Origin of the sequence: Thalassobacillus pellis, from assembly GCF_016908295.1 — a bacterium.
Taxonomy (GTDB): domain Bacteria; phylum Bacillota; class Bacilli; order Bacillales; family Halobacillaceae; genus Thalassobacillus; species Thalassobacillus pellis.
Genome location: NZ_JAFBDO010000001.1, coordinates 1,065,975 through 1,088,597, shown reverse-complemented (window position 1 = coordinate 1,088,597; position 22,623 = coordinate 1,065,975). Strand labels below are relative to the sequence as shown.

Below are 22,623 nucleotides of genomic sequence, written 5' to 3'. Positions count from 1 at the left end.
AAAAGAGCTGTTCTCATGAATCGCTTACCGACGGATGCTTGCCGTTTTTTAGTACCTGAAAAAGAAAATCTTTGCATTGTTGATTGCCAATTCGGGCATGGAAACGATGAAACTCCCTGCAGGAGAGTAAAGGCTGACGATGCCCGAGGAGAATTTTGTCATCTTCCCTGCGGATAGGGAGTCGTTTCCCAACCATACTTTTCTGGTATCAACAATTATAGAAAAGACTGCCCCAATTAGTCATAGACTTATGGACAGCCCTTTATAAAAATCATATCCTTTTTTACCTTTTCAGTAGCACCCCCAAAGGCGGTGGGGCTAATTGTCCTACAAGGAATGACGGATGACTTTTTTATAATAAAGTACCGACAAGACCCCAAAAATGGAATAGAGACCGGCGTACAGCCCCATAACAATAAACATTGGTGCCCAGAGCTCGGTCCCAAAAAGAAACCAGCCTGATTGGACTGCAAAGTAACTGTGGAACAGGCCAATGATGAGGGGAATACCAAAGTTGAATACTTGTTTACCCTGGATTCCTTTTAACAGATCACCTCTGGTATAGCCGAGTTTTCTCAAAATCGTATAATTTGGACGTTCTTCGTCGCCTTCATCCATCTGCTTAAAGTAAAGGATACACCCAGAGGTGATCAGGAATGTCAACCCAAGAAAACCAACAATGAACATAATCAGTCCCATGTTCTCTTTTTGCCTGTTCAACAGGGCAAACTGGGAGGAGTTTCCAGATCTCTGGATCCCCTCCAGGCTTTGGAAAATATCATTAGCTATTTTTATATCTTCATCCTGCACATTAATCCCGGCATAGTCCGCATTAAATTGCAGCTCCTTGTTGAGGTCCTGGGCTATCTTCTCAAACAATGCCTTGTCTACAACGACTGTCGGACGCCCTTTTGTGAAATATCCGGATAAGACATCTTCCTTTGCAAGTCCCATGTATTGCTGCTTAAAAGATTGAGTAGCAGTATGAAGGACAATGGTCCCTGAGCTTGAGAACTGGACTATTTGCTTCATGGCGTCACTGTAACCAGTGAACAAAATTTGATTTTCTCCGACATTTAGTTTCGGAATGGACGCGTCGCTGACAATCGGCATAGGCAATACTCCGTCTTCGACTGGGAGACTTGCTGCTGACCCATTCACGATGTCATCGATTTTGACTTTTGCTACTAACACTTTGATGGTTTCCTTGTTGAACGGGATTCCCTCCTCTTTTAAAGCGGAGGTAAATACTGACAAGTCTTCTTCGTTTACGAAGCTGAAATCTGCCGGTGTATTGCTTTCAGCAGTTTTTCCAGCAGAATAGTAAGAAATATAGCTTAGTGATAATAACCCGATTGCAAGGGCAGACACCGTCGTGATAATTGTCAGCAACAGTGCATTCGACTTCATACGGAACATGATGGAGGACAAGGACAGCACTTGGTTGATGTTCAGATAGCCGCCTTTATTTTTCCGGATCAAGTTGGCAAGAAAGCGAACGGACCCTTTGTAAAAAAGGTATGTACCGATAATGACGGAGACAAGAATGAACAGCATGACGGTGAACAGTTCCTGGATCGATGTAAAATCACCGCTGAATAGCCGGGAGGAGACATAATAGCCGAGCGCAATTAAACCGATGCCGAACAGGCCGATCACTACTTCGAAAATAGATATCCTTTTCTCTCGTGCTTCCGTTTTCGATTTGATATGAAATAGGGAGAGAATCGTCTGCCTGCTTATGTAAAGGTAGTTCACCAGCATAATGATAAGATAAACAGCAGTAAATACACCGACAGTCTGCAGAAATGCTGCTATAGAGAAGCTTAAGCTAGCCACTTGATCGATTCCCATGATTTTAAACAGTATCATCATGATTAGCTTCGAAACAGCAAATCCAAAGAGCGTACCGATGAGAAGGGAACCGAAATAGACAAGAAAATTTTCCATACTTAAAATCAGGAAAATGCGGTTCTTTGTCATGCCGATCAACTGGAAAAGACCGATTTCCTTGCTTCTGCGTTTGATGAACAGGTTGTTGGCATAAATGAGAAAAATGGCCACGATAGCGATTAAGAGAACCGAAGCCACACGGACTGCGGCTGCCCCTTTAATAGATCCGGTCGTTTCATCCATGGCCGGGTCATACTGAAGCGTGACAAAGGCAAAATATAATGCAGTACTGAAAATAAGCGCAAACACGTAGAGGTAGTAGTTTTTAATATTTTTATGGAGGTTGCGTAAAATCAGTTGATTAGTGTTCATATTGAACCCCGCCCAATACCCCTTGCGTTTTCATGATATCCTTCAGAAATGATGAACGCGTCTGGTCACCTTTATATAGCCGCGTATAGATTTGTCCGTCCTTGATGAAAATGACGCGGCTGCTGTAGCTGGCTGCAACCGGGTCGTGGGTCACCATTACGATTGTCGCCTTGCGTTTTTGGTTAAGTTCACTCATTTTATCCAATAAATCGGATGCTGACTTCGAATCCAGAGCGCCAGTCGGTTCGTCCGCAAAAATGATACTCGGCTCGTGGATGAACGCCCGGGCTGCCGATGTCCGTTGTTTTTGGCCGCCGGAAATTTCGTTTGGATATTTATGCTGGACGTCTTCAATGCCCAGTTCAGAAGCAACGGATGTGAACTTGGCATTGGCTTCTTTTTTTGAAGCGTTCGTAATCGACAGGGGCAGCAGGATATTTTCTTTGACGGTCAACGTATCCAGCAGATTATATTCCTGAAAAATGAATCCCAGGTGATGCTTACGGAATTCGGCGAGCTGTTTCTCCTTACGTCCGGTTAATTCCTTTCCTTCGATATGTATGGTCCCGTGGCTGACGCGATCAATAGATGACAGCACATTCAAGAGCGTCGTCTTTCCGGAGCCTGATGCACCCATGATTGTCAGGAACTCTCCCTTATCTATCGATACATCGATTCCTTTTAATACTTCCTGCCTGGTGAACTTATTTCCATAGCTTTTATGAATTTTATTTGCTTCCAATACAGTCATTCGATTACCCCCGAGTTGTTGGTGACTCTATTGTATATGGTTGCGGGCCTGCATGTCCTTTCATTCTCCTAACAAAAAGAAAATGCGAGTGACAGTTTTGTCACTTTAACCTTAATTGCGGAGAAACTCTTAGTTTTCCTCAAACTGCGTTTTCTACCGCCAGGAGCTGTGTGCCTTTCCTGGGCCCAGTGCCAGCCACACCTTCTGTACATTCATGCCCGAAGATATCGGATTTTTCATTTTTCCATTAACGGTAGCGTGCGAGATATCAGCGGAACAGGAGCTAGAATCAGCGGAGTTTCTGACACAGGCTTGCCCTTGGGACTATCCGAAATAGTATACAAAGGAAAAAAGCTGTCGAGATTTACTCGACAGCCTGAGAAGGAGCGTGATCTTCTTTTTTCAATAAGCTAAATATGGAAATATTGACTCAAGTGCTTTTCTAAAGCATCTAAGTAAAAGTTTATATCCGGATTTTTTTTGACGTCAAAACACGCAAAGGTTTTCATCCCTTCCATACCAGCATATTTGTGGCTCAAATGTAGATGAAAAAGAATGTCATCCACGTTTCTGCCTTCAAAAAAAGCATTGCGGTCGTTGAATGCTTTAGAGGGCGCATTCCATGTTGTTGAAAACATATAGCGCTTCCCTGACAATAATCCCCCGCCGATGCCGTATTCTTCCGTATTTCCACGAAAATAAACCCCATGTTCATGGGTCTGGTCTATATACTTCTTAAACAATGCGGGGACACTATAATTGTAAATGGGAGTCTGATAGATCACATAATCAGCCCATATAACTTTTTTCTGTTCTTCACCTTTGTCAAAACCCTCTTGTAACACTGTCGTTTTCACTTCGTAGTGGGCAGACAATAGCTCAACAATGTTATTAAAAAGAGTTCCATTAAGATGTCCTTTTGAATGGTTATAATACTCGTGTCCATTGATGACGAGGACATTTTCCATCTATACCCTTCCTTTTAAAGCTTTTTGTGTCTATATTTTATCCTGGAGGTTTCCTGGGTCAAACACTATGTAAGTATCTTCCCCTTTTCTAAGACTAATAATATGTCCGGCTTTCCCCATAACTAATTTTTATATTATTTTAACGTAAGCCTTGGATGTGCAGGAATTCATTTTCTTTGGGGAAAGTGAGTGTGAAGGTGCTGCCTCGGTCTGGCGTGGAGTCAACGTCGATCGTAATATGCAGGGTGGAAGCAGCCTGTTCAGCCAGATACAATCCCATGCCCGTTGCCGCATTTTCCTCATGCTTTGTGGTTGAGGTAAAACCTTTGTCAAAAATTCTCGGCAAGTCACGGGACTCTATTCCTCTGCCTGTATCGGTAACTTTCACTGACACCCTGCCGTTTTGGGAAAAGCTGATAATTTTGATCTCCGATCCTTCCTCACTGTATTTTACCGCATTTGTCAGCAGCTGGCGGATAATGAAAGCGAGCCATTTTCCATCACTTAGCACCGCTTCTGACGGCAGATCAGTTTCGAATCCGATGCCTTTTTGCATACACCAGGAACGGAGGGTGTGTATTTCACGGAAGATGAGCGGTTCAAGATTCACTTTTTCAATGAAAAGGTCATTTTCAATCGTCGGAATCCGCTTTTGGTGTAATTGCTGGTCGAGTAAAAAATGGATCCGCAGCCATTCCCGCATCAGCTGCTTTTTGAGCTCCTGGTCCGACATTCTATCCATGATTAGCTGCATTGTCGTCAGCGGTGTCTTCACCTCGTGGATCCAGGCCAGTAGCTCATCTTTTTCCTGTTCCAGCAGCGTACGTTGGGAGCGGATTTCTGTCCGGAGACGCTCCACTGGCTCGGTAATGCTCTTTTCAACAATGGATTCAAACGGACTATCCGGATAGGGGAGGCTGGTTATATCCGCATCTTCCTCCCGCTCCTCCAGTTCCCTGTAGAATTTCAATTCCTTTTTACCACGAATGATAAGAAAGACGATAAAGAACAGGGTCGATAGAAAAACGTAATAAAGCATTCCCCGTAATGGCAGGGTAGTGTCAAGGTATGCGAGCAGCACGGCCAGCAGCTGCAAGAATAGGAAGAATAGGATCCAGCTTAACCGCTCTTTACAAAACTTCCAGATCATGGATTCATCTGTTCCATTGCGATATAGCCTTGTCCAACCCTTGTTTCAATCGCATCCCCAAGACCGATTTCAGCAAGCTTCTTCCTGAGCCGGTTAACATTCACCGTTAAAGCATTATCACTGACGAACCGATGATCATCCCACAACCGGTTCATCAGTTCATCACGGCTGACAATTTTATTTTTATTTTCGATCAGTAGCTTCAGGATGAACATTTCGTTCTTTGTCAGTTCACTGATTCCTTCCTTATTCTTGACACGATTCCGTTCATATTCGATGGCAGCACCGTTCCAGGTTCTCAAAGCAGGTCCTTCGCTGCTGTAGTTATAAACGCGGCGCAATATCGCCTGGATTTTTGCAACTAATACGTCAAAATGGAATGGTTTCTGAATGAAATCATCCGCTCCGAGATTCATGGACATCACCATGTCAGTCGGATGGTCGCGCGAGGATAAGAAAACAATAGGTACGCTGGAATGCTCACGAATCATCCGGCACCAATGGAACCCGTCGAATTTCGGAAGCTGGATATCGATGATGACAAGATCCGGCTCTACGGAGCTGAATGTCTCCATAACTTTATTGAAATCCTCTACTCCATGGACCTTATACTCCCACTGGATGAGGCGTTCTTTGATTTCATAAAAAAGGGAGGCATCATCTTCAATCAGGAAAATCTTAAACAACAGAACCACCACCTTTCTATGGAAATTATAGCAAAAGTAAGCTGATTGCACATTGAAGGTATTTTATTAGTTGTAAAAAGTTTGAAGAGTGAAGAAAAAGGTTATACATAAATTAAACAATAGTTATACAAAACTGGAAAGGATGAATGGAATGAATGTATTGGCACTTATCTTGATAATAGTTGGAGGATTAAACTGGCTGTTGGTCGGACTCTTCCAATGGGATCTTGTCGGCGGACTTTTCGGCGGGATGGACAGTCCGGTAGCACGAATCGTATATATCCTTGTTGGCCTGGCTGCAATCTATTCCTTTTCATTAATCAAAAAAGTGAAGTAATATAAAAAGCCATGCGATTGATCGGAGCTAGAAAGAAGTCCTCTATAATCGAAAGGATTTTTTTAAAGTTTTGATTGTTGATTCTCACCTACCCGCTTGCCGGTGGATGCTTGCCGCGGGCACGGCCTAAAGCGATGATCAAGAAAATCGCTTGACCAAGTGATCTTCGGCTCGCGCTGTTCCCGCAGGCGTCACCACCTCCCGCTCTTTGTGGAATCAACCATGACATAACCGTTTATAATTAGAAACTTTAACAGCGGTCAATTTAAAAAGGATGATTTTCTTTAATTTCAAAGAAAATCACCCTTTTTCCTTGTGCAAAAAACCACTTCATGTTTGACGTGAAGAATTTCAACAGTGAACTAACATATTTCATCTGTTTTATGTCCCAACATTTTTTACTGTCTCCTATACAGGATATACAGCAGCACAAGCATGACTACATCCAGTCGGGACTGAAACAAGGCGTTGATGAATCCCTGGTGCAAGGCGGGGATTTTCGTAAGTATGACAGCTGCGATCATCACGGCAATTAACACAAGTGCCGCCTGTTTCGTATATTTTTCTAATATCAGAAGTATTCCACAGATTATTTCCACTACAGCCAGCAGTTGCATGATGGTAAGGGGATAGGGAATACCGAGATGAATAAATACTTCCCCAAGCCCGGTGCCAAAAAGTTTCATCAAGCCGGAAGTGATAAAAACAAAAGCAACGACATATTGGATAAGCTTCCTGGTCGGGATGGTTTTTCGCAAAAAAATACCCCCTTTGTACAACCTTATGCAGGCAGGGGGCAGGCGATGATTAATCTTTTTCTATTAAAAAGGAAAGCTAATAGTTTCCTAGTTTCGGTCTCCGCCAAGCAAATCGAATATTCCGCCGGCAACACTGCCTTCTCCTTTGTCGCCGCCCTTAGAAGGCATGGCAGCAAATACGCGGCTTGCGAGTCTGCTGAATGGGAGCGACTGGACCCAGACAGTTCCAGGTCCTCTCAATGTAGCGAAAAAGAGGCCTTCCCCGCCGAACAGCGCTGTTTTGACTCCGCCGACGTATTCGATGTTATAGTCAACATCACCTGTCATTGCTACCAGGCAGCCTGTGTCGACACGAAGGGTTTCGCCGGCTTCCAGCTTCCGTTTCTGCATCGTTCCGCCGGCATGGACAAATGCCATTCCGTCTCCTTCCAGCTTCTGCATGATAAAGCCTTCCCCGCCGAAGAAGCCGGTCCCGAGTTTCCGCTGAAATTCGATGCCGACAGCTACTCCCTTGGCAGAGGCAAGAAAGGAATCCTTCTGGCAGATTACTTTCCCTTGTAGTTCGCTCAAATCCATCGGGATGATTTTTCCTGGGTAGGGAGCGGCGAATGAAACATGTTTTTTTCCCTGACCTTCATTCGTAAAGGTGGTCATGAACAGACTTTCCCCGGTGATGACACGTTTGCCTGCGCCGATCAATTTACCCATCAAACCTTTGCTGCTGCCTGACCCATCACCGAAGATCGTCTCCATTCTGATCCGGTCCTCCAACATCATCAAGCTTCCCGCTTCGGCGATCACCGTTTCCTCGGGGTCAAGCTCCACCTCGACAAACTGCATATCATCCCCGTAAATTTTATAATCTATGTCATGGTTATTCATTCGCCAACATCTCCTTTATTGGAATACTAGATATTACGAATGGCTGGGGGAGAGGTTTCATAAATTTTTCACTGTTTGGCAAAGCAAAAGAACCGGCTGATTACCTGCCGGCTCTTATATGCAGTACACCTTCTTGTTTTAAAACGCCTTCAATGGCTCTTCGTGCTTCCTTGATTACTGACTCGCGCCATTCTGCTTCATCCGGGTAGAACATCTCGCGGAATTCATCCAAAATCCACTGCCTGTCTTCTTCTTTTTCTGCTCCTTCCCAGTAAAGCTGGTTTTCCAGAATGATCGTCATGAATTCCCTGAATTCAGCTTTTTTGTCATCCCCAAAGGTTCCAAATTCAAACAAGCCTGAGAAAAGGTATGTGTCCGGGTACTCTTCTTCTCTTAATTTATTGACATAAGTCTTTGAATCTCCCTTTACATTATCGGAAGAAATGATTCCGACGTTATCGAGCTGGTAGTCTTTTTTCAATTGTTCTTCATCATCGCTGATCTTTTCAGAAACCAGCATAGTCACCTCATTGGTTGGACCGAGAGCCGTATGCCAATCCATGTGAATGACCCTCGGGTAGCCATGTAACATGTTACGATGCACACGTTTTAAAAATTTCGTGGTTTCCTCTTCTGCCTGTCCGCCATAATAGACACCACGCTCAAATTCATATTGCCCCATACCTTTTGCCTCTTTGACTCTGCTATATCCTTCTTCCGCCAGGGCGTTAAGCAGCTGCCCATGTAATTCCTTGCGCTGGTTTTCCAAATCTTCTATTTTTCCGTCAGGCAGGAAAAGCCCTTTTTCCTTTTCATAATTCTTATTGATATCTTCTGGGATAGCATTATCTTCATAGAAATAGTTCCGGTTCAGGTCGATATTATTTTCCGTTACACGGCGATGATTCCGCATTCCCCAAGGGTTCAAGGCGTGAATCAGGCAGATGCCTGTTGTCTTCGGATCTATTTTTTCAAGGTACTCATGGACGAACAGGTCAAGAACCGCTGCTCCGCCATAGCCCTCGATACCGTGCTCGCCGGTGGTCATCACGATGACCTGCTCAGGGTCAGTTCGCGCTTGTGCATGTATCATATCTATCGTATTATCGGGTTCTTGTCCGATTGCTTCACTTGTTAATTCAGCTTCCGGCCACATCGTGATTATTTTATCGAGATGGCTGCGGAAATTTTGCCGAGATTCTTCATAGGTAGTGGAAAAATATTCCTCAGAGGTTTTCATGAAACATCAATCCTTTCCATTTTCTTGAACCTTTACCGCATCAAAGGGAAGTAAAACACCAATTTTGATTACATTTTTGTTAAATACGTTGTCACTCGCTTATAATTGGGGTAGTGAGTGTGATAAAGGAGGGTGTAACGTGAAGGAAACCATACAGTTACATAAGGAAACGTTTATCAAGGAGCTCCAGGAGTTTTTGAGAATACCAAGCATTTCAGCAGTGGATAAGCATAAAGGTGACGTTAAAAAAGGAGCGGACTGGGTGGCAGGTTCCCTTGCCAAGGCCGGCATGGAAAATGTCGAGATCATTCCGACTGAACAGCATCCGATTGTTTATGCCGATTGGATGCATGCAAAAGGGAAGCCGACGGTGCTTGTCTATGGACATTACGATGTCCAGCCGCCGGAACCGCTTGATCTGTGGGAGACTCCGCCTTTTGAACCGCAAATCAGAGATGGGAAAATTTTCGCCCGGGGTGCGACGGACGACAAAGGGCAGTTGTTTATTCATATCAAGGCGGTGGAACTGTTGCTTGAGGAAAACGGAGAACTGCCAGTCAATATTAAGTTCTGTGTCGAAGGGGAAGAGGAAATTGCTAGTCCGAATCTCGGACCATTCATCGATGCCAATCGCGAAAAGCTTACAGCCGACGCGGTGGTCATCTCGGACACTTCCTTCCTTGAACCCGGGCAGCCGGCCATCTGCACGTCTCTTCGAGGAGCCCTTGCGATGGAAGTGAACGTGAAAACGGCAAACAGTGATCTCCATTCAGGGGTCTATGGAGGCGGGGTTCCGAACGCAGTTCATGCCCTTATTCATTTGCTTGATTCCTTGCATGAAGAAGATGGAAAAATAGCAGTAAAAGGATTTTATGAGGGAGTACCGGAACCGACAGAAGAACTGCGGAAAGAAGTCGCCGAGATTCCATTTAACGAGCAAAAAACCAAACAGGACCTTGGACTGAAAGCCTTATACGGAGAACAAGGCTTCACCTTTCATGAGCGGACAGGTATCCGCCCGACTCTGGAAATAAACGGGGTGTCAGGGGGATATCAGGGAGAAGGCATCAAAACGATCATTCCATGTGAGGCAAGCGGGAAAATCAGCTGCCGTCTTGTCGGAGAGCAAGATCCCGGGCAGGTGTATGAGCGGATTGAACAGCACCTTCATGACCACAAGCCAGCTGGAGCAAACGTTACCCTGAAACAATTTATTCAGGCAAAACCTGTAGCTCTTGATTCCAAAGATGCCATGATCCAAAAAGCGGCCGATGCTTATGAAAAAGTATATGGCGTCCGTCCTCTGTTCCCGAAGGAGGGTGGCTCGATTCCGATCGTCGAGAATTTCGCACGCGTGTTGTCTGCGCCGGTCGTATTGATGGGATTCGGCCTGCCATCGGAAAATCTGCATGCCCCGAACGAGCATTTTCATCTGGAAAACTTTGAAAAAGGCATAGAAACCGTGTGCGAGTATCTGAGATACTTATAATCATCGCTGGGTCTGCTTGCAAGGAACGGGATCTAAGGGATGAAATCTCGCCTTATAATATTTCTTGAGAATCAAGTTAGTCGAGACCAAACATTAACTACTACTATTTAAAAAGGCGTGTTCGAGCCATGAGAAAATTCCTGAGAATCATCCTGATCATTGGCGGTTGCCTGTCTCTGTTTCTCGGGGCCCTGGGCATCCTTCTTCCGCTTCTTCCGACGACTCCGTTTTTGCTGCTTGCGGCAGCCTGCTTTGTGCGGAGCTCGGATAAGCTATACAACTGGCTGTTGAATAACAAATGGTTCGGCACATATATCCAGGATTTCCGCAGCGGGAAAGGGATACCGCTTCAGGCAAAAATCATCGGAGTAACCGTGCTTTGGGTGTCCATCCTATTTTCAGCCTTTGCTGTGGTCGAAGTGATTTTTGTCAGGGTAATTCTAATCATAACGGCAGCCTTTTTCACCTGGGTGATGCTTTCTTTTCCAACCCGCAGATGAATATTCAGGCAAAAGCCTTTCTTTTTATTCCAAAAATTGATAGGATACCAGATAAATCCTTTTTGAAATTTCATATTTTTCTTATCAAGAGAGGTGGAGGGTATGGCCCTGTGACGCCTCAGCAACCTGTATGCTACAAGGTGCTAATTCCAGCAGGCTTTTTATACGAAAAAGCCTGAAAGATAAGAAGCGGACAGCACTGGCAAGAAAAGTCTCTTCTTATTTTTAGAAGGGGCTTTTTTATACTTTAAGAAAGTTTAACTTTGTTAAAGGGTTAAGTATAAGTAAAACTAAGGCTTTCGCCATAAGGACTTGGCGTGTCGCCAAGTTTTTCTAATATGGAAATTCTCAGGGAGAATTGGATATCAACAACGGAAAGGAGCGGACAATATGACAACACTCAAAACAATACATGCGCCATTCAAAGGGGACCAGGTTGGCAGCTTCCTGCGACCGGCACGTTTGAAGGAGGCTCGGGAGCAAAAAGCGAACGGTATTATTTCCGATGAGCAGCTGCGAAAAATAGAAGATGAGGAAATCACAAGATTGGTGGAAAAGCAAAAGGAAGCTGGGCTAAAAACGATCACCGATGGAGACTTCCGCAGAGCCTGGTGGCACTTTGATTTTCTAGAAGGTCTTGAAGGGGTAGAAGGTTATCAGCCGGAAAAAGGTATTCAGTTCAAAGGTGTTGAAACAAAACCCTACGCTGTCCGGGTCGTAAATAAAGTCGGTTTCGGCGATCATCCGATGCTTGACCATTTTCGATTCTTACAAGAATTAGTTGGCAAGGAACACACCGCTAAATTCACAATCCCAAGCCCGAACATGCTGCTGTTTCGAGGAGAAATTGATCAGACGATCTACCAGACGGAAGAGGAGTTGGTCCATGATCTTACCCGTGCCTATCGTCAGGCAATACAGGCATTTTATGATCTTGGATGCCGGTACTTGCAGCTTGATGACACGTCATGGGCAGGTTTCTTCTCAGAAGAGGGCCTTCAGAAAATTCAGGATAGGGGGCAGGATCCTGAGAAATTGCGCAGCCTATTCGTAAAAGCAGTCAATGACTCCATTAGAGAACGGCCGGAGGATATGGTCATCACCATGCACATCTGCCGAGGGAATTACCGTTCGACTTACTCTGCTTCCGGGAGCTATGATGCCGTGTCGGAAGCAATTTTTGGGGAACTGCACGTAGATGGCTTGTTCCTCGAATACGATGATGAACGTTCCGGCGGTTTCGAGCCGCTTCGCTTCGTCAATAGAGATGACCTCCAGCTGGTCCTTGGCTTGATCACAACGAAAACACCAGAGCTCGAGGATAAGGAACGGATCAAAGAGAGGATTGCAGAAGCTAGTGAATATGTCCCGCTTAATCAGCTTTGTCTCAGCCCTCAGTGCGGTTTTGCATCGACCGAGGAAGGCAATGATTTAACCGAGGAAGAACAATGGGCAAAAATCAGGCATGTCATGGAAATTGCTGAAGAAGTCTGGGGCTTGGACAAATCTAATAAAGCAGACGAATGATGAACAATAAAATAAAGAGTCTACATCAGTTCTAGAGCGTAGTCCATGTCCGCAGACTCCTATGGGAACAGCACGGGCTGAAGCCATGTTCAAGGAAAGTGAAGGATAGGGACGAAGCGGTGAGATTATTGAACAAAGGAAAATCCGAACAATTTGTACAATCATTGTTCGGATTTTCCTTTGTATTAAATTTTTTATTCTGTACCTAGTTCACAGCTTGCGTCTAATCCAGTTCCTTTTTTAAGCTGTCAAATAGCGCTGCAAATTTTGCCTGATCCATCGCTTCCGCATACATGGTTTCCAGCTCTTTATTCAGGCTATTGGCTTCCTGCAGCGTCCGGATACCTTCTTTCATATAGGACTTATAGCTGCGATTCAACTCCATAATGGCTGTTGCGTATTTTTCATCGGTTCCCGGCGTTACCGTTTTGAGGTAGAGGTCGATGATTTCATCTCTTGACGTTTCGGGGAAATATTCATGAGGATCGGTACTATCAAAAATACAGAAGCTCAATTCCCGGACAATGATCATATCAAGGCTTTCCGGATCAAACCCGCAATGGTACACTTCTACATCCAGACCAAGCTCCTCAGCAGCGGATGCCATTTTCTTCAGCAGTGTAGACTTTCCTGTTCCGGCACGGCCTTTGATAAAATATCGCTTGTGAAGTTCTTCGGTAAGATTAGGGATATAATCGACTACTCCTTCCGGGGTGGAAGCACCAAAATATCGGTGTTTTACAGTCGACTTTTTTTCCAAAGCTTTCGTATCTCCAAAGAATCTGTCAATCAACTCATTTGCTGTCTGATCCGCTTTGGAAAAGTCCATCTGATTAATGTAGATTTCCTCAAGGCCGTCATGGATGTGCAGCCCTGTGGCAAAGGAAGCGTGTGCAGACAAGTACTCACTTTCCATTTTTTCCTTCAAACTTAAAATCGCATCTTCCTGATCTTGCAGGACTTCTTGTTCTAAAGCTTTATCGAGGTTGAACTCTTCCCCCGCACCTCCATAAACGTCTCCATTATACATGCCAAGCTTCAAGCTCGGCAGTATGACCCCATCCAATGCATTATTATCGGAGGAACTATGGATGATTTCCATTTCATGACCTTTCGCTTCCCCTAATGCGGCTATCTTCTGCAGTAAATCTGACTTCATGTAGCCTGATGTCCCTGTCAGCCTTATCAGACGGTCCAGTCCCTGGAAATTGGATTCATATAATGGATAAAACCCTTTTGCCGTGTGGTCCCCTGCAAAATAATGAAATTGTTTCCCTTCCACTTTAACACGCTCCCCTATCAGTTCATGAGTCCTGTTTCTCCCTGTGTAATACGTTATGCGGGGATGGGATATGGGTGAGTGTCTCTATAAAAAGGTATCTCCTGGACATAGGAAAAGGAGCCCGAGAGCTCCTTTTCTAAGCAGATGTCTTCGCTGCTTTTCCACTGCCGATCAAGTGCCGGTGCAGCAAATACTCATTGATACCAAAGATAATCGTAAGTCCCGCGGCTCCAATTAGGGTAACGGAAGCCCCTTCAAATAATTTGGATGATCCCCAAAGAATAAGGAAAGTCGTGATGAAATCAAGCGCAACACTGAGCTTGAATGTTTTTTCCTGCAGCAGAAAATATTCCGTTGCTAATCCAACAGCAATCAACACTGCTGATACGATAATTGCCTGCCAAAGAGATCCATAATTGATATGTTTGGAAAAATACATCGCGAAAATTAATATCGCTGGGATGATTACTGCTTTTACCAATAAACTTGTCACAGGGACACACTCCTTCCTCGAGTTGTTTCTATTTTTTGAAATACACGGAACTTTTATGCTTATTCCTGCAGTAGTGGCACATTGCTTCTCGGGTTAAGCCATTCTTCCGTGGTATGCTTAATAAAAGTACTCGATATAAACGAGGAGGATGCAGAGTGGACAAGGAAGTATTTTATAAAAAGCAGCGGAAGTTTGGCCAAAAGCTGAAGCAGCTGCATCATTGGAATGCAGTCCTGTTCGTTATACTCGCGGTCACTGGCTTTGTCCTTTTGTCGACTGATTTCCGCCAATGGTTTCCTCAAGGCCGAATTTGGGTGAAGGACATCCATATTTGGATCGGATTCGTGAGCATCCTGCCTCTGGTAGTGTATACCCCAAAAATGGTAAAGCATTTACAAACTTTGCGAAAACGAAAAAATAATCAACGAAACTTATATGTGGTCCTTTTTATATTAGTGATGCTGATGGTTTCCGGAATTGCACTGACCTACCATAGGGAGATTGGTCCGGAAATGAGTTCTGCTGCTCTGTTCATTCATGATGTTTTTACGTACCTCGGTGTCCCGTATCTTCTTTACCACAGCATCACCCGATCCCAATGGTTCAAGGAAATGGAAAAGCGCCGACTACAGAAGGATCAGGAAAAAAGGTACGTCATTGAAGATAACAATCCGATGATGGATCGCAGGACGCTGCTAAGAAAGGGAACCGGCGGAGCGATTGCGATCGGGATGACGCCATTTATTTATCAATGGCTGAAGCCCCATTTGGGTCTTGCTACTTTGAACAACTCTTCTGAACTTCCCCTGACAAAGGCATTCTCACCTTTACCTCAACCTTTGCCTGACTCAAAGCCTCCGATTGGCGGAGGAAGGGAAGGAGAGTTCCGCTATTACACGGTTACAAAAATGCCGCAGGTTACAGAAGCCAATTTTTCCTTTCAAGTAGATGGACTTGTCAATCATCCAAAAGAGTGGAATTGGGAGCAGTTTTTACAGTTGAAGAGGGAAGTGCAGGTTTCTGACTTCCATTGTGTCACCGGGTGGAGTGTGTACAAGGTAACCTGGGAAGGAATTAAATTGAAGGATATTCTGAGTAAGGCAAATGTGCATCCTAAAGCGAAGTATGTAAAGTTTTATTCCCAGGATGGTGTGTATACGGATTCCCTGACTCTGGAACAGGCTATGATGGATGAAGTGATGGTCGCCCTGCTGATAGATGGGAAGCTGATCGAGAATCGAAACGGCGGACCGGTCCGGCTGATCGTCCCGGAAATGTATGCCTATAAATCCGTTAAATGGCTGAACCGAATCGAATTGATCGCTGAACCCCATACAGGATACTGGGAAAAACGAGGCTACAAAAAAAACGCCTGGGTGAAAATATAAAACCCACCCCGGGAGAACCAGTTTTTGACAGGAGAGGCACCCCGGGACATCCAGAAACTGGTTCTCCCGGGGTGATCAATCCAACAGTTTTCTAAAAATTTGTTCTTTTTTAAAAAATGTCTTGTAAAATATAAACAAGTAGTGTAAATTGGGGAGAAAGATTTTCCTAAAACACAATTCTATATCGCTGATTCTTATCAAGAGAGGTAGAGGGACTGGCCCGATGAAGCCTCAGCAACCACTGGTTCGACCAGATTGGTGCTAAATCCAGCAAGCTGTCTATAGGCGGCTTGGCAGATGAGAAGAAAACTTGAAAGCTCAAAAGTCTTCTTCTTAGAAGGCTTTTTTTATTTTTAAATAAGCTTCCTTACATCTGCCCGAGTGAAAATCATAAGGAGGAATTAAAAATGACTGAACAGCGTACTTTTCAAACACGATTGCTTGACAATAGCCACAAGGTTGATGGGCAGAACGGAGCGGTCAGCGTACCGATCCAGCAGGCATCTACCTTCCACCAGCATGATTTTGACCAGCCGGGAAAATATGATTACAGCCGCTCCGGCAATCCGACCCGTGAAGCGTTGGAGGATACAATCGCAGAACTCGAAAATGGGGCAAGAGGGCTTGCTTTTGCGTCAGGAATGGCGGCAATTTCAACAGCTTTCACACTGCTTTCCAAAGGAGATCACGTCCTGATTTCTGAAGACGTCTATGGAGGAACCTTCCGCCTGGTCAGTGAAGTTCTCGGACGTTTTGGAATCGAGCATACCTTCGTCGACATGACTGATCTTGAACAGGTAGCTACCTCCATTCAGTCGAATACAAAGGTTCTTTACGTGGAAACACCATCGAATCCTCACCTGAAGATTACCGATATCAGGGGAGTGGTACAACTTGCAAGAGCACATGGATGCCTGACTTTCGTCGATAACACCTTCATGACACCTGCCTTACAACGGCCGCTTGAACTCGGTGCAGACCTGGTCCTTCACAGTGCTACCAAATTTATTGCCGGTCATAGCGATGTCGTTGCCGGGCTTGCAGTGGCAAAAGATAAGGAACTCGGTGACAGACTTGCCTTTTTACAAAATGCGTTCGGATCCATTCTTGGCGCACACGATTCCTGGCTTGTACTGAGGGGCTTGAAAACTTTACATTGCAGGCTTACCCAATCATCCCAATCCGCCCGTCAGATAGCGGAATTTTTGAAAAAGCATCCTTCCGTTGAAGAAGTGTATTTCCCTGGTTTCACCTGTCATCCCGGCCATTCCACTCATGCTTATCAAGCGCAAGGGCCGGGTGCTGTCCTGTCTTTCCGTTTGAAGGATGGGGACGCGGTTCGTCAGTTTGTTGAAAATGTGAAAATTCCTGTCTTTGCCGTCAGCCTGGGGGCAGTGGAGTCCATTCTGTCTTATCCTGCAAAGATGTCTCATGCCTCCATGCCTATAGAAGAGCGGCTGAAGCGGGGAATCACCGATGGGCTCCTGCGATTATCAGTCGGACTGGAAAATCCTGATGACCTGATAGGTGATTTCAATCAGGCACTTGAAAAAATTCACGAGGTCCGCCACAAGCTGGCGGTTGAATAGGAGGTTGACCGTGAGACTGAATGAAGCATTACAGAATAGAACTTTAATAGGGGACGGGGCAATGGGGACACTGCTATATTCGTATGGCGTCGACCAATGCTTTGAAGAGCTTAATCTGTCCCATCCGGAAAAAGTACTGGACATTCACCGGGCTTATGTCAGTGCAGGCGCTGAGGTAATCCAGACAAACACTTACGGTGCCAACTATTTCAAATTGTCCCGTTATGAACTGGAGGACCAGGTGAAAGAAATCAACGCGGCTGCCGTAAAACTTGCCAAGCAGGCAGCTGGGGAGAATGCTTACGTTGTCGGCACAATAGGTGGAATTAGAGGCTTTAAAAAACAGACACCTGCTCTGGTCGAAATAAAGCGCAGCTTCCGGGAACAGCTGTATTGTATGCTGTTTGAGGAAGTGGATGGTATCTTGTTTGAAACCTATTACGATTTAGAAGAGCTGCTCGCGGTTATAGAAATCGCCCGGAAGGCAACCGACCTGCCGATTATCGCCCAGGTTTCGATGCATGAGCCAGGTGTCCTTCAGGACGGAACACCTCTGACGAAAGCATTATCTCTACTGGAAGAAGCAGGTGCCGACGTGATTGGCGTCAACTGCCGGCTAGGTCCTTATCATATGATCGAAGCTCTTGAGGATGTCCCACTTCCTGAAAAAGCTGTCCTGTCTGCGTACCCTAATTCCAGCTTGCCGGAATTTCAGGATGGGCGTCTTGTTTACCGTACGGATCCTGCCTATTTTCATAAAAGCGCAAACTCTCTGCACGCCCAGGGTGCCCGCTTGATTGGCGGCTGCTGCGGCACAACTCCAGAACATATCAAGGCTATCGCTGATGCAGTGAAAGGGCTGGGACCGATCAGGACAAAGGAAGTGAAGGTGAAAACACCTGAAACAGCCATAGTCGAAGAAGAACAGGAGCGGGAGCCTCATTTATTTGAAATCGCAAAGCGGCAAAATTCAGTGATTGTCGAGCTTGACCCGCCGAAACGCCTGAATATTAACCGCTACCTGGAAGGAGCCCAGGCTTTGAAGGAGGCGGGGGTTGATTCTGTCACGCTTGCTGATAACTCTCTCGCATCTCCAAGGATCAGTAACACAGCGATGGCCTCCCTGATCAAGCAGAAATTCGATATCCGTCCGCTTGTCCACATCGCGTGCCGGGACCGCAACCTGATCGGGCTGCAGTCACATTTGATGGGCCTTCATACACTTGGTATCAACCAGGTGCTCGCCATTACAGGGGATCCGACGAAGATCGGGGACTTCCCAGGGGCAACTTCTGTGTATGACCTATCGTCGTTTGACTTGATCTATTATATCAAGCAATTCAACAAAGGCATCTCGTTTTCAGGGAAGTCACTGGGGCAGAATACGAGCTTTTCTGTTGCGGCAGCTTTTAACCCGAACGTCCGAAATCTCGACCGTGCCGTCAAACGGCTGGAAAAAAAGATCACCTATGGGGCGGATTACTTCATCAGTCAGCCAGTATATAGCGAGGAACAGCTTCTCAGAGTCTATGAAGCTACCAAACATGTACCTGCTCCCATCTATATTGGCGTCATGCCGTTGACCAGCTCGCGGAATGCTGAATTCTTGCATAACGAGGTTCCCGGAATCGAGCTTTCTCCGGAAATCAGGCAAAGGATGGAACACTATAACGGAGACAAACAGCGTTCGCGGGAAGAGGGTATCGCAATTGCCAAGGCTTTGATCGATGTCGCATTTGACCTCTTTAATGGCATCTACTTAATTACACCGTTTTTGCAATATGAAATGACTGTAGAATTGACGAATTATATCAAGGAAAAAGAGCAATCACAGGAAAGGAAGGTTTCTGATGGCATTCACATCATTTGAACAACAGCTGAAAAACAGAATTCTGGTCATGGACGGTGCCATGGGAACATTGATCCAGCAGGCGAATCTGTCACCGGAGGATTTTGGTGGGGAAGCCTATGATGGCTGTAATGAGTATCTTGTGCTCACATCTCCTGAATTGATCGAATCTATGCATGCCGATTATCTGGAAGCAGGTGCGGATATCATTGAGACCAATACGTTCGGCGCAACGGACATCGTACTTGATGAATATGAGCTTGGTTATCTTGCTGCAGAGATAAATGAAAAAGCAGCTGAAATCGCAAAAAAAGCAGCAGAGCGGTATTCATCGGCAGAACACCCGCGATTTGTGGCTGGGGCGATGGGACCGACAACCAAAACATTGTCTGTAACCGGCGGCACTACTTTCGAAAAACTGGTAGAGTCCTACCATGAACAGGCAAAAGGACTGATCAAAGGCGGAGTTGACATCCTGCTGCTCGAGACTTCTCAGGATATGCTTAACGTAAAGGCAGCTTACCTTGGCATCAGCAGGGCTGTCGAGGAGCATGGCGAGCGGGTGCCGCTCATGATTTCCGGAACAATCGAGCCGATGGGAACAACGCTTGCCGGACAGAGCATTGAGGCTTTCTATCTTTCTTTAGAGCATATGAAGCCTACAGTAGTCGGGTTGAACTGTGCCACGGGGCCTGAATTCATGCGTGATCACGTTCGTTCCCTGTCAGACTTGGCAACGACCGCTGTCAGCTGTTATCCAAACGCCGGCTTACCTGATGAAGAAGGCAACTACCACGAAACTCCGGAATCATTGGCCGCCAAGATTTCCGGATTCATTGATAAGGGTTGGCTGAATGTAGTAGGGGGCTGCTGCGGTACTACTCCTGCCCATATCAAAGCGATTGCTGACAAGGTAATAGGGAAAGAACCGCGCACTGCACCTGAATCGCATCCCCATGCTGTTTCCGGAATTGAACCATTGATTTACGAAGATGATAGCAGCCGGCCTATTTTAATAGGGGAGCGTACTAACGTCATCGGTTCGCGAAAATTCAAGCGGCTGATCATCGAAGGAAAGTTTGAAGAAGCGTCAGAAATTGCGAGAGCCCAGGTGAAAAAAGGTGCTCAGGTCATAGACATTTGCCTTGCCAATCCTGACCGTGATGAGGTAGAGGATATGGAAGCATTCATGAAATATGTGGTCAATAAGGTGAAAGTTCCTTTGGTTATCGATTCTACGGATACAGAAGTAATTGAAAAAGCACTTACGTACTCCCAGGGTAAAGCGATCATCAATTCCATCAACCTGGAAGACGGCGAAGAACGGTTTGAAGAGATCATCCCACTGGTCCATCGCTATGGCGCGGCCGTTGTCGTCGGTACGATTGACGAGGAAGGAATGGCTGTGACCGCAGAACGGAAATTGGAAATTGCCGTCCGCTCACGTGATCTTCTCGTTGAAAAATATGGGATGAATCCGGCTGACATCATTTTTGACCCGCTTGTATTCCCGGTCGGAACAGGGGATGAGCAGTATATCGGGTCTGCGGAAGCTACCATTGAAGGAATCCGTCTGATCAAAGAACATCTCCCAGAATGCCAGACTGTTCTTGGGGTCAGTAACGTGTCTTTCGGCCTTCCTCCGGTCGGAAGGGAAGTGCTCAATGCTGTTTACTTGTATCACTGTACGAAAGCAGGGCTGGATTATGCGATCGTCAATACTGAAAAACTGGAGCGGTACGCATCCATTTCGGAGGATGAAATTGCCCTTGCGAATAAATTACTGTTTACGACAAGCGATGAGTCACTTGCTGATTTTACTGCTTTTTACCGTGGTAAGAAAAGAGAAGTGAGTGCTCCGACTTCCACCATGTCACTTGCAGAAAGGCTCGCCTATTACGTTGTCGAGGGAACAAAGGAAGGGTTGATTCCTGATTTAGAGAAGGCGCTGGAAGAATACCCCACTCCTTTGAAAATCATCAACGGGCCACTTATGGAAGGGATGGCAGAGGTAGGACGCCTGTTTAATGATAACCAGCTGATTGTTGCTGAAGTACTGCAGAGTGCGGAAGTGATGAAAGCTTCTGTCGCTTTCCTTGAACCCCATATGGAAAAGCAGGATTCTTCCAATAAAAAAGGAAAGGTGCTGCTAGCAACAGTTAAAGGTGATGTTCACGACATCGGTAAAAATCTCGTTGAAATTATTTTGAGTAACAACGGGTTTGAAGTTGTCGACCTTGGCATCAAGGTGACACCGCCGGATCTGATCAAACAAGTAGAGAAAGAAAACCCTGATTATATCGGATTATCCGGCCTGCTGGTTAAATCCGCCCAGCAGATGGTTTTGACCGCACAGGATCTGAAGCAGCAGCAGATATCGATTCCGATACTTGTTGGCGGAGCGGCACTTTCACGAAAATTTACCGATACAAAAATTTCCGCACAATACGACGGACCGGTTTTCTACGCAAAGGATGCCATGGATGGGCTTTCCCTGACGAATCGTCTCAGTGATAAAACAGAACGTACTGTACTGTTAGAGGAATTAAAAGAAAAACAGGCAAAAGCGGAAAGACGTGTTTCAGAGCGGACATCTTCTCAAGGAGGTGCTGCAGTAGCAGTTAAACCAAAATCTGCAGTTTCCCAGGAAGTACAGGTCTATGTTCCACATGATCTAAAACGCCATATTTTAAGGGACTACTCCGTGAATCGCATCAAGCCGTATATCAATCAGCAGATGTTGATCGGCCATCACCTTGGACTGAAAGGTAAAGTATCCAGATTGCTTGCTGAAAACAATGAAAAGGCTCTTCATTTACAGCAAGTCGTCGATGATTTATTGCAGAAAGCTGAAAAAGAAAATTGGATACAGCCATCAGCTATGTATCAATTCTTTCCTGCCCAGTCGGATGGGGATGATGTAATTGTGTATGACCCGGAAGATAAAAAGACGATCATCCGGCGCTTTCAGTTTCCGCGTCAATACCGGGAACCATTCCTTTGTCTTGCTGATTATCTCCGCCCGGTCTCCAGTGATGAAATGGATTATGTAGGGTTTTTTGCCGTGACAGCCGGAAAGGGAATCCGCCAGCGTTCAGTGGAATTGAAAGAGAAAGGGGATTATCTGGAAAGCCACGCACTTCAGGCACTGGCTCTCGAGACTGCGGAAGGTCTCGCTGAACAGGTACATCAGCTGATGCGGGATAAATGGGGCTTCCCAGATCCGGTAGATTTCACGATGCAGAACCGTTTTTCTGCTAAATATCAAGGACAGCGCTTTTCCTTCGGGTATCCTGCCTGCCCGGAACTGGAGGACCAAAAGAAGCTGTTTGAACTTATTAAGCCGGAAGACATCGGGGTGGAGCTGACCGAAGAGTGTATGATGGAGCCGGAAGCATCCGTCAGCGCCATCGTCTTCGCACACCCTGAAGCAAGGTACTTTAATGTGCATTAGAAAGACTCACAGTTC

At 45.7% G+C, this 22,623-nt stretch carries 18 protein-coding genes and 2 riboswitches; of the genes, 8 read left to right on the top strand and 10 right to left on the bottom strand.

Annotation, left to right across the window (positions count from 1 at the left end; all coding sequences use genetic code 11):
• Nucleotides 1–327 precede the first annotated feature (327 nt).
• The 5 genes from JOC33_RS05035 to JOC33_RS05015 all read right to left on the bottom strand — a co-directional run bounded on the left by JOC33_RS05035 (nt 328) and on the right by JOC33_RS05015 (nt 5,820).
• On the bottom strand, nt 328–2,265 hold the full coding sequence (locus tag JOC33_RS05035; protein ID WP_205091357.1) for an ABC transporter permease: 1,938 nt from the start codon (nt 2,263–2,265) through the stop codon (nt 328–330).
• A complete protein-coding gene (locus JOC33_RS05030) occupies nt 2,255–3,016 on the bottom strand; it encodes an ABC transporter ATP-binding protein (RefSeq protein ID WP_205091356.1) in 762 nt (253 codons plus the stop codon). The genes JOC33_RS05035 and JOC33_RS05030 overlap by 11 nt, the downstream gene beginning before the upstream one ends.
• 410 nt (nt 3,017–3,426) lie before the next feature.
• Nucleotides 3,427–3,984 (bottom strand): NAD(P)H-dependent oxidoreductase, encoded by a 558-nt coding sequence (locus JOC33_RS05025; RefSeq protein WP_205091355.1) that lies wholly within the window; start codon nt 3,982–3,984, stop codon nt 3,427–3,429.
• 139 nt (nt 3,985–4,123) lie between these two features.
• Nucleotides 4,124–5,134, bottom strand: coding sequence for a sensor histidine kinase (locus tag JOC33_RS05020; RefSeq protein WP_205091353.1), 1,011 nt, complete (start codon nt 5,132–5,134; stop codon nt 4,124–4,126).
• A complete protein-coding gene (locus JOC33_RS05015) occupies nt 5,131–5,820 on the bottom strand; it encodes a response regulator transcription factor (protein WP_205091352.1) in 690 nt (229 codons plus the stop codon). The genes JOC33_RS05020 and JOC33_RS05015 overlap by 4 nt, the downstream gene beginning before the upstream one ends.
• 142 nt (nt 5,821–5,962) lie before the next feature.
• On the opposite strand from JOC33_RS05015, the gene JOC33_RS05010 reads away from it, so the two are divergent.
• The gene (locus tag JOC33_RS05010; protein ID WP_205091554.1) at nt 5,963–6,157 is read left to right on the top strand and encodes a DUF378 domain-containing protein; all 195 of its coding nucleotides are present in this window, start codon (nt 5,963–5,965) and stop codon (nt 6,155–6,157) included.
• A gap of 398 nt (nt 6,158–6,555) precedes the next feature.
• On the opposite strand, the gene JOC33_RS05005 is transcribed toward JOC33_RS05010, so the two are convergent.
• From JOC33_RS05005 to JOC33_RS04995, 3 genes are all read right to left on the bottom strand, one after another.
• Nucleotides 6,556–6,915, bottom strand: a complete 360-nt coding sequence (locus JOC33_RS05005) for a DoxX family protein (protein ID WP_205091351.1) — start codon at nt 6,913–6,915, stop codon at nt 6,556–6,558.
• An 87-nt stretch (nt 6,916–7,002) separates the two neighbouring features.
• Nucleotides 7,003–7,797: a TIGR00266 family protein gene (locus JOC33_RS05000; RefSeq protein ID WP_205091350.1), complete on the bottom strand. Its 795-nt coding sequence runs from the start codon at nt 7,795–7,797 to the stop codon at nt 7,003–7,005.
• Between the two features lie 100 nt (nt 7,798–7,897).
• Nucleotides 7,898–9,037, bottom strand: coding sequence for a M14 family metallopeptidase (locus JOC33_RS04995; RefSeq protein WP_205091349.1), 1,140 nt, complete (start codon nt 9,035–9,037; stop codon nt 7,898–7,900).
• Between the two features lie 139 nt (nt 9,038–9,176).
• Here JOC33_RS04995 and JOC33_RS04990 point away from each other — a divergent pair, with 139 nt between their 5' ends.
• The 3 genes from JOC33_RS04990 (at nt 9,177) to JOC33_RS04980 (ending at nt 12,553) form a co-directional block, all read left to right on the top strand.
• Nucleotides 9,177–10,526 (top strand): dipeptidase, encoded by a 1,350-nt coding sequence (locus tag JOC33_RS04990; protein ID WP_205091348.1) that lies wholly within the window; start codon nt 9,177–9,179, stop codon nt 10,524–10,526.
• A gap of 128 nt (nt 10,527–10,654) precedes the next feature.
• On the top strand, nt 10,655–11,026 hold the full coding sequence (locus tag JOC33_RS04985; RefSeq protein WP_205091346.1) for a YbaN family protein: 372 nt from the start codon (nt 10,655–10,657) through the stop codon (nt 11,024–11,026).
• A 78-nt stretch (nt 11,027–11,104) separates the two neighbouring features.
• Nucleotides 11,105–11,215: riboswitch (SAM riboswitch) on the top strand.
• Between the two features lie 201 nt (nt 11,216–11,416).
• Nucleotides 11,417–12,553, top strand: a complete 1,137-nt coding sequence (locus JOC33_RS04980) for a 5-methyltetrahydropteroyltriglutamate--homocysteine S-methyltransferase (RefSeq protein WP_205091344.1) — start codon at nt 11,417–11,419, stop codon at nt 12,551–12,553.
• A 223-nt stretch (nt 12,554–12,776) separates the two neighbouring features.
• Here the strand turns inward: JOC33_RS04980 and JOC33_RS04975 are convergent, their stop codons facing one another.
• Nucleotides 12,777–13,835 carry a hypothetical protein gene (locus JOC33_RS04975; RefSeq protein WP_205091343.1) on the bottom strand — a complete coding sequence of 353 codons (1,059 nt, stop codon included), beginning with the start codon at nt 13,833–13,835 and terminating at the stop codon, nt 12,777–12,779.
• Between the two features lie 136 nt (nt 13,836–13,971).
• The gene (locus JOC33_RS04970) at nt 13,972–14,328 is read right to left on the bottom strand and encodes a hypothetical protein (RefSeq protein WP_205091342.1); all 357 of its coding nucleotides are present in this window, start codon (nt 14,326–14,328) and stop codon (nt 13,972–13,974) included.
• A 155-nt stretch (nt 14,329–14,483) separates the two neighbouring features.
• On the opposite strand from JOC33_RS04970, the gene JOC33_RS04965 reads away from it, so the two are divergent.
• The 4 genes from JOC33_RS04965 (at nt 14,484) to metH (ending at nt 22,608) form a co-directional block, all read left to right on the top strand.
• On the top strand, nt 14,484–15,716 hold the full coding sequence (locus tag JOC33_RS04965; RefSeq protein ID WP_338054472.1) for a molybdopterin-dependent oxidoreductase: 1,233 nt from the start codon (nt 14,484–14,486) through the stop codon (nt 15,714–15,716).
• Nucleotides 15,717–15,907: 191 nt separating this feature from the next.
• Nucleotides 15,908–16,020: riboswitch (SAM riboswitch) on the top strand.
• Nucleotides 16,021–16,123: 103 nt separating this feature from the next.
• The gene (gene metC, locus JOC33_RS04960) at nt 16,124–17,305 is read left to right on the top strand and encodes a cystathionine beta-lyase (protein WP_205091340.1); all 1,182 of its coding nucleotides are present in this window, start codon (nt 16,124–16,126) and stop codon (nt 17,303–17,305) included.
• A gap of 10 nt (nt 17,306–17,315) precedes the next feature.
• A complete protein-coding gene (locus tag JOC33_RS04955) occupies nt 17,316–19,175 on the top strand; it encodes a bifunctional homocysteine S-methyltransferase/methylenetetrahydrofolate reductase (protein WP_205091339.1) in 1,860 nt (619 codons plus the stop codon).
• Nucleotides 19,156–22,608 (top strand): methionine synthase, encoded by a 3,453-nt coding sequence (metH, locus tag JOC33_RS04950; protein ID WP_205091338.1) that lies wholly within the window; start codon nt 19,156–19,158, stop codon nt 22,606–22,608. The genes JOC33_RS04955 and metH overlap by 20 nt, the downstream gene beginning before the upstream one ends.
• The last annotated feature ends 15 nt before the right edge of the window (nt 22,609–22,623 follow it).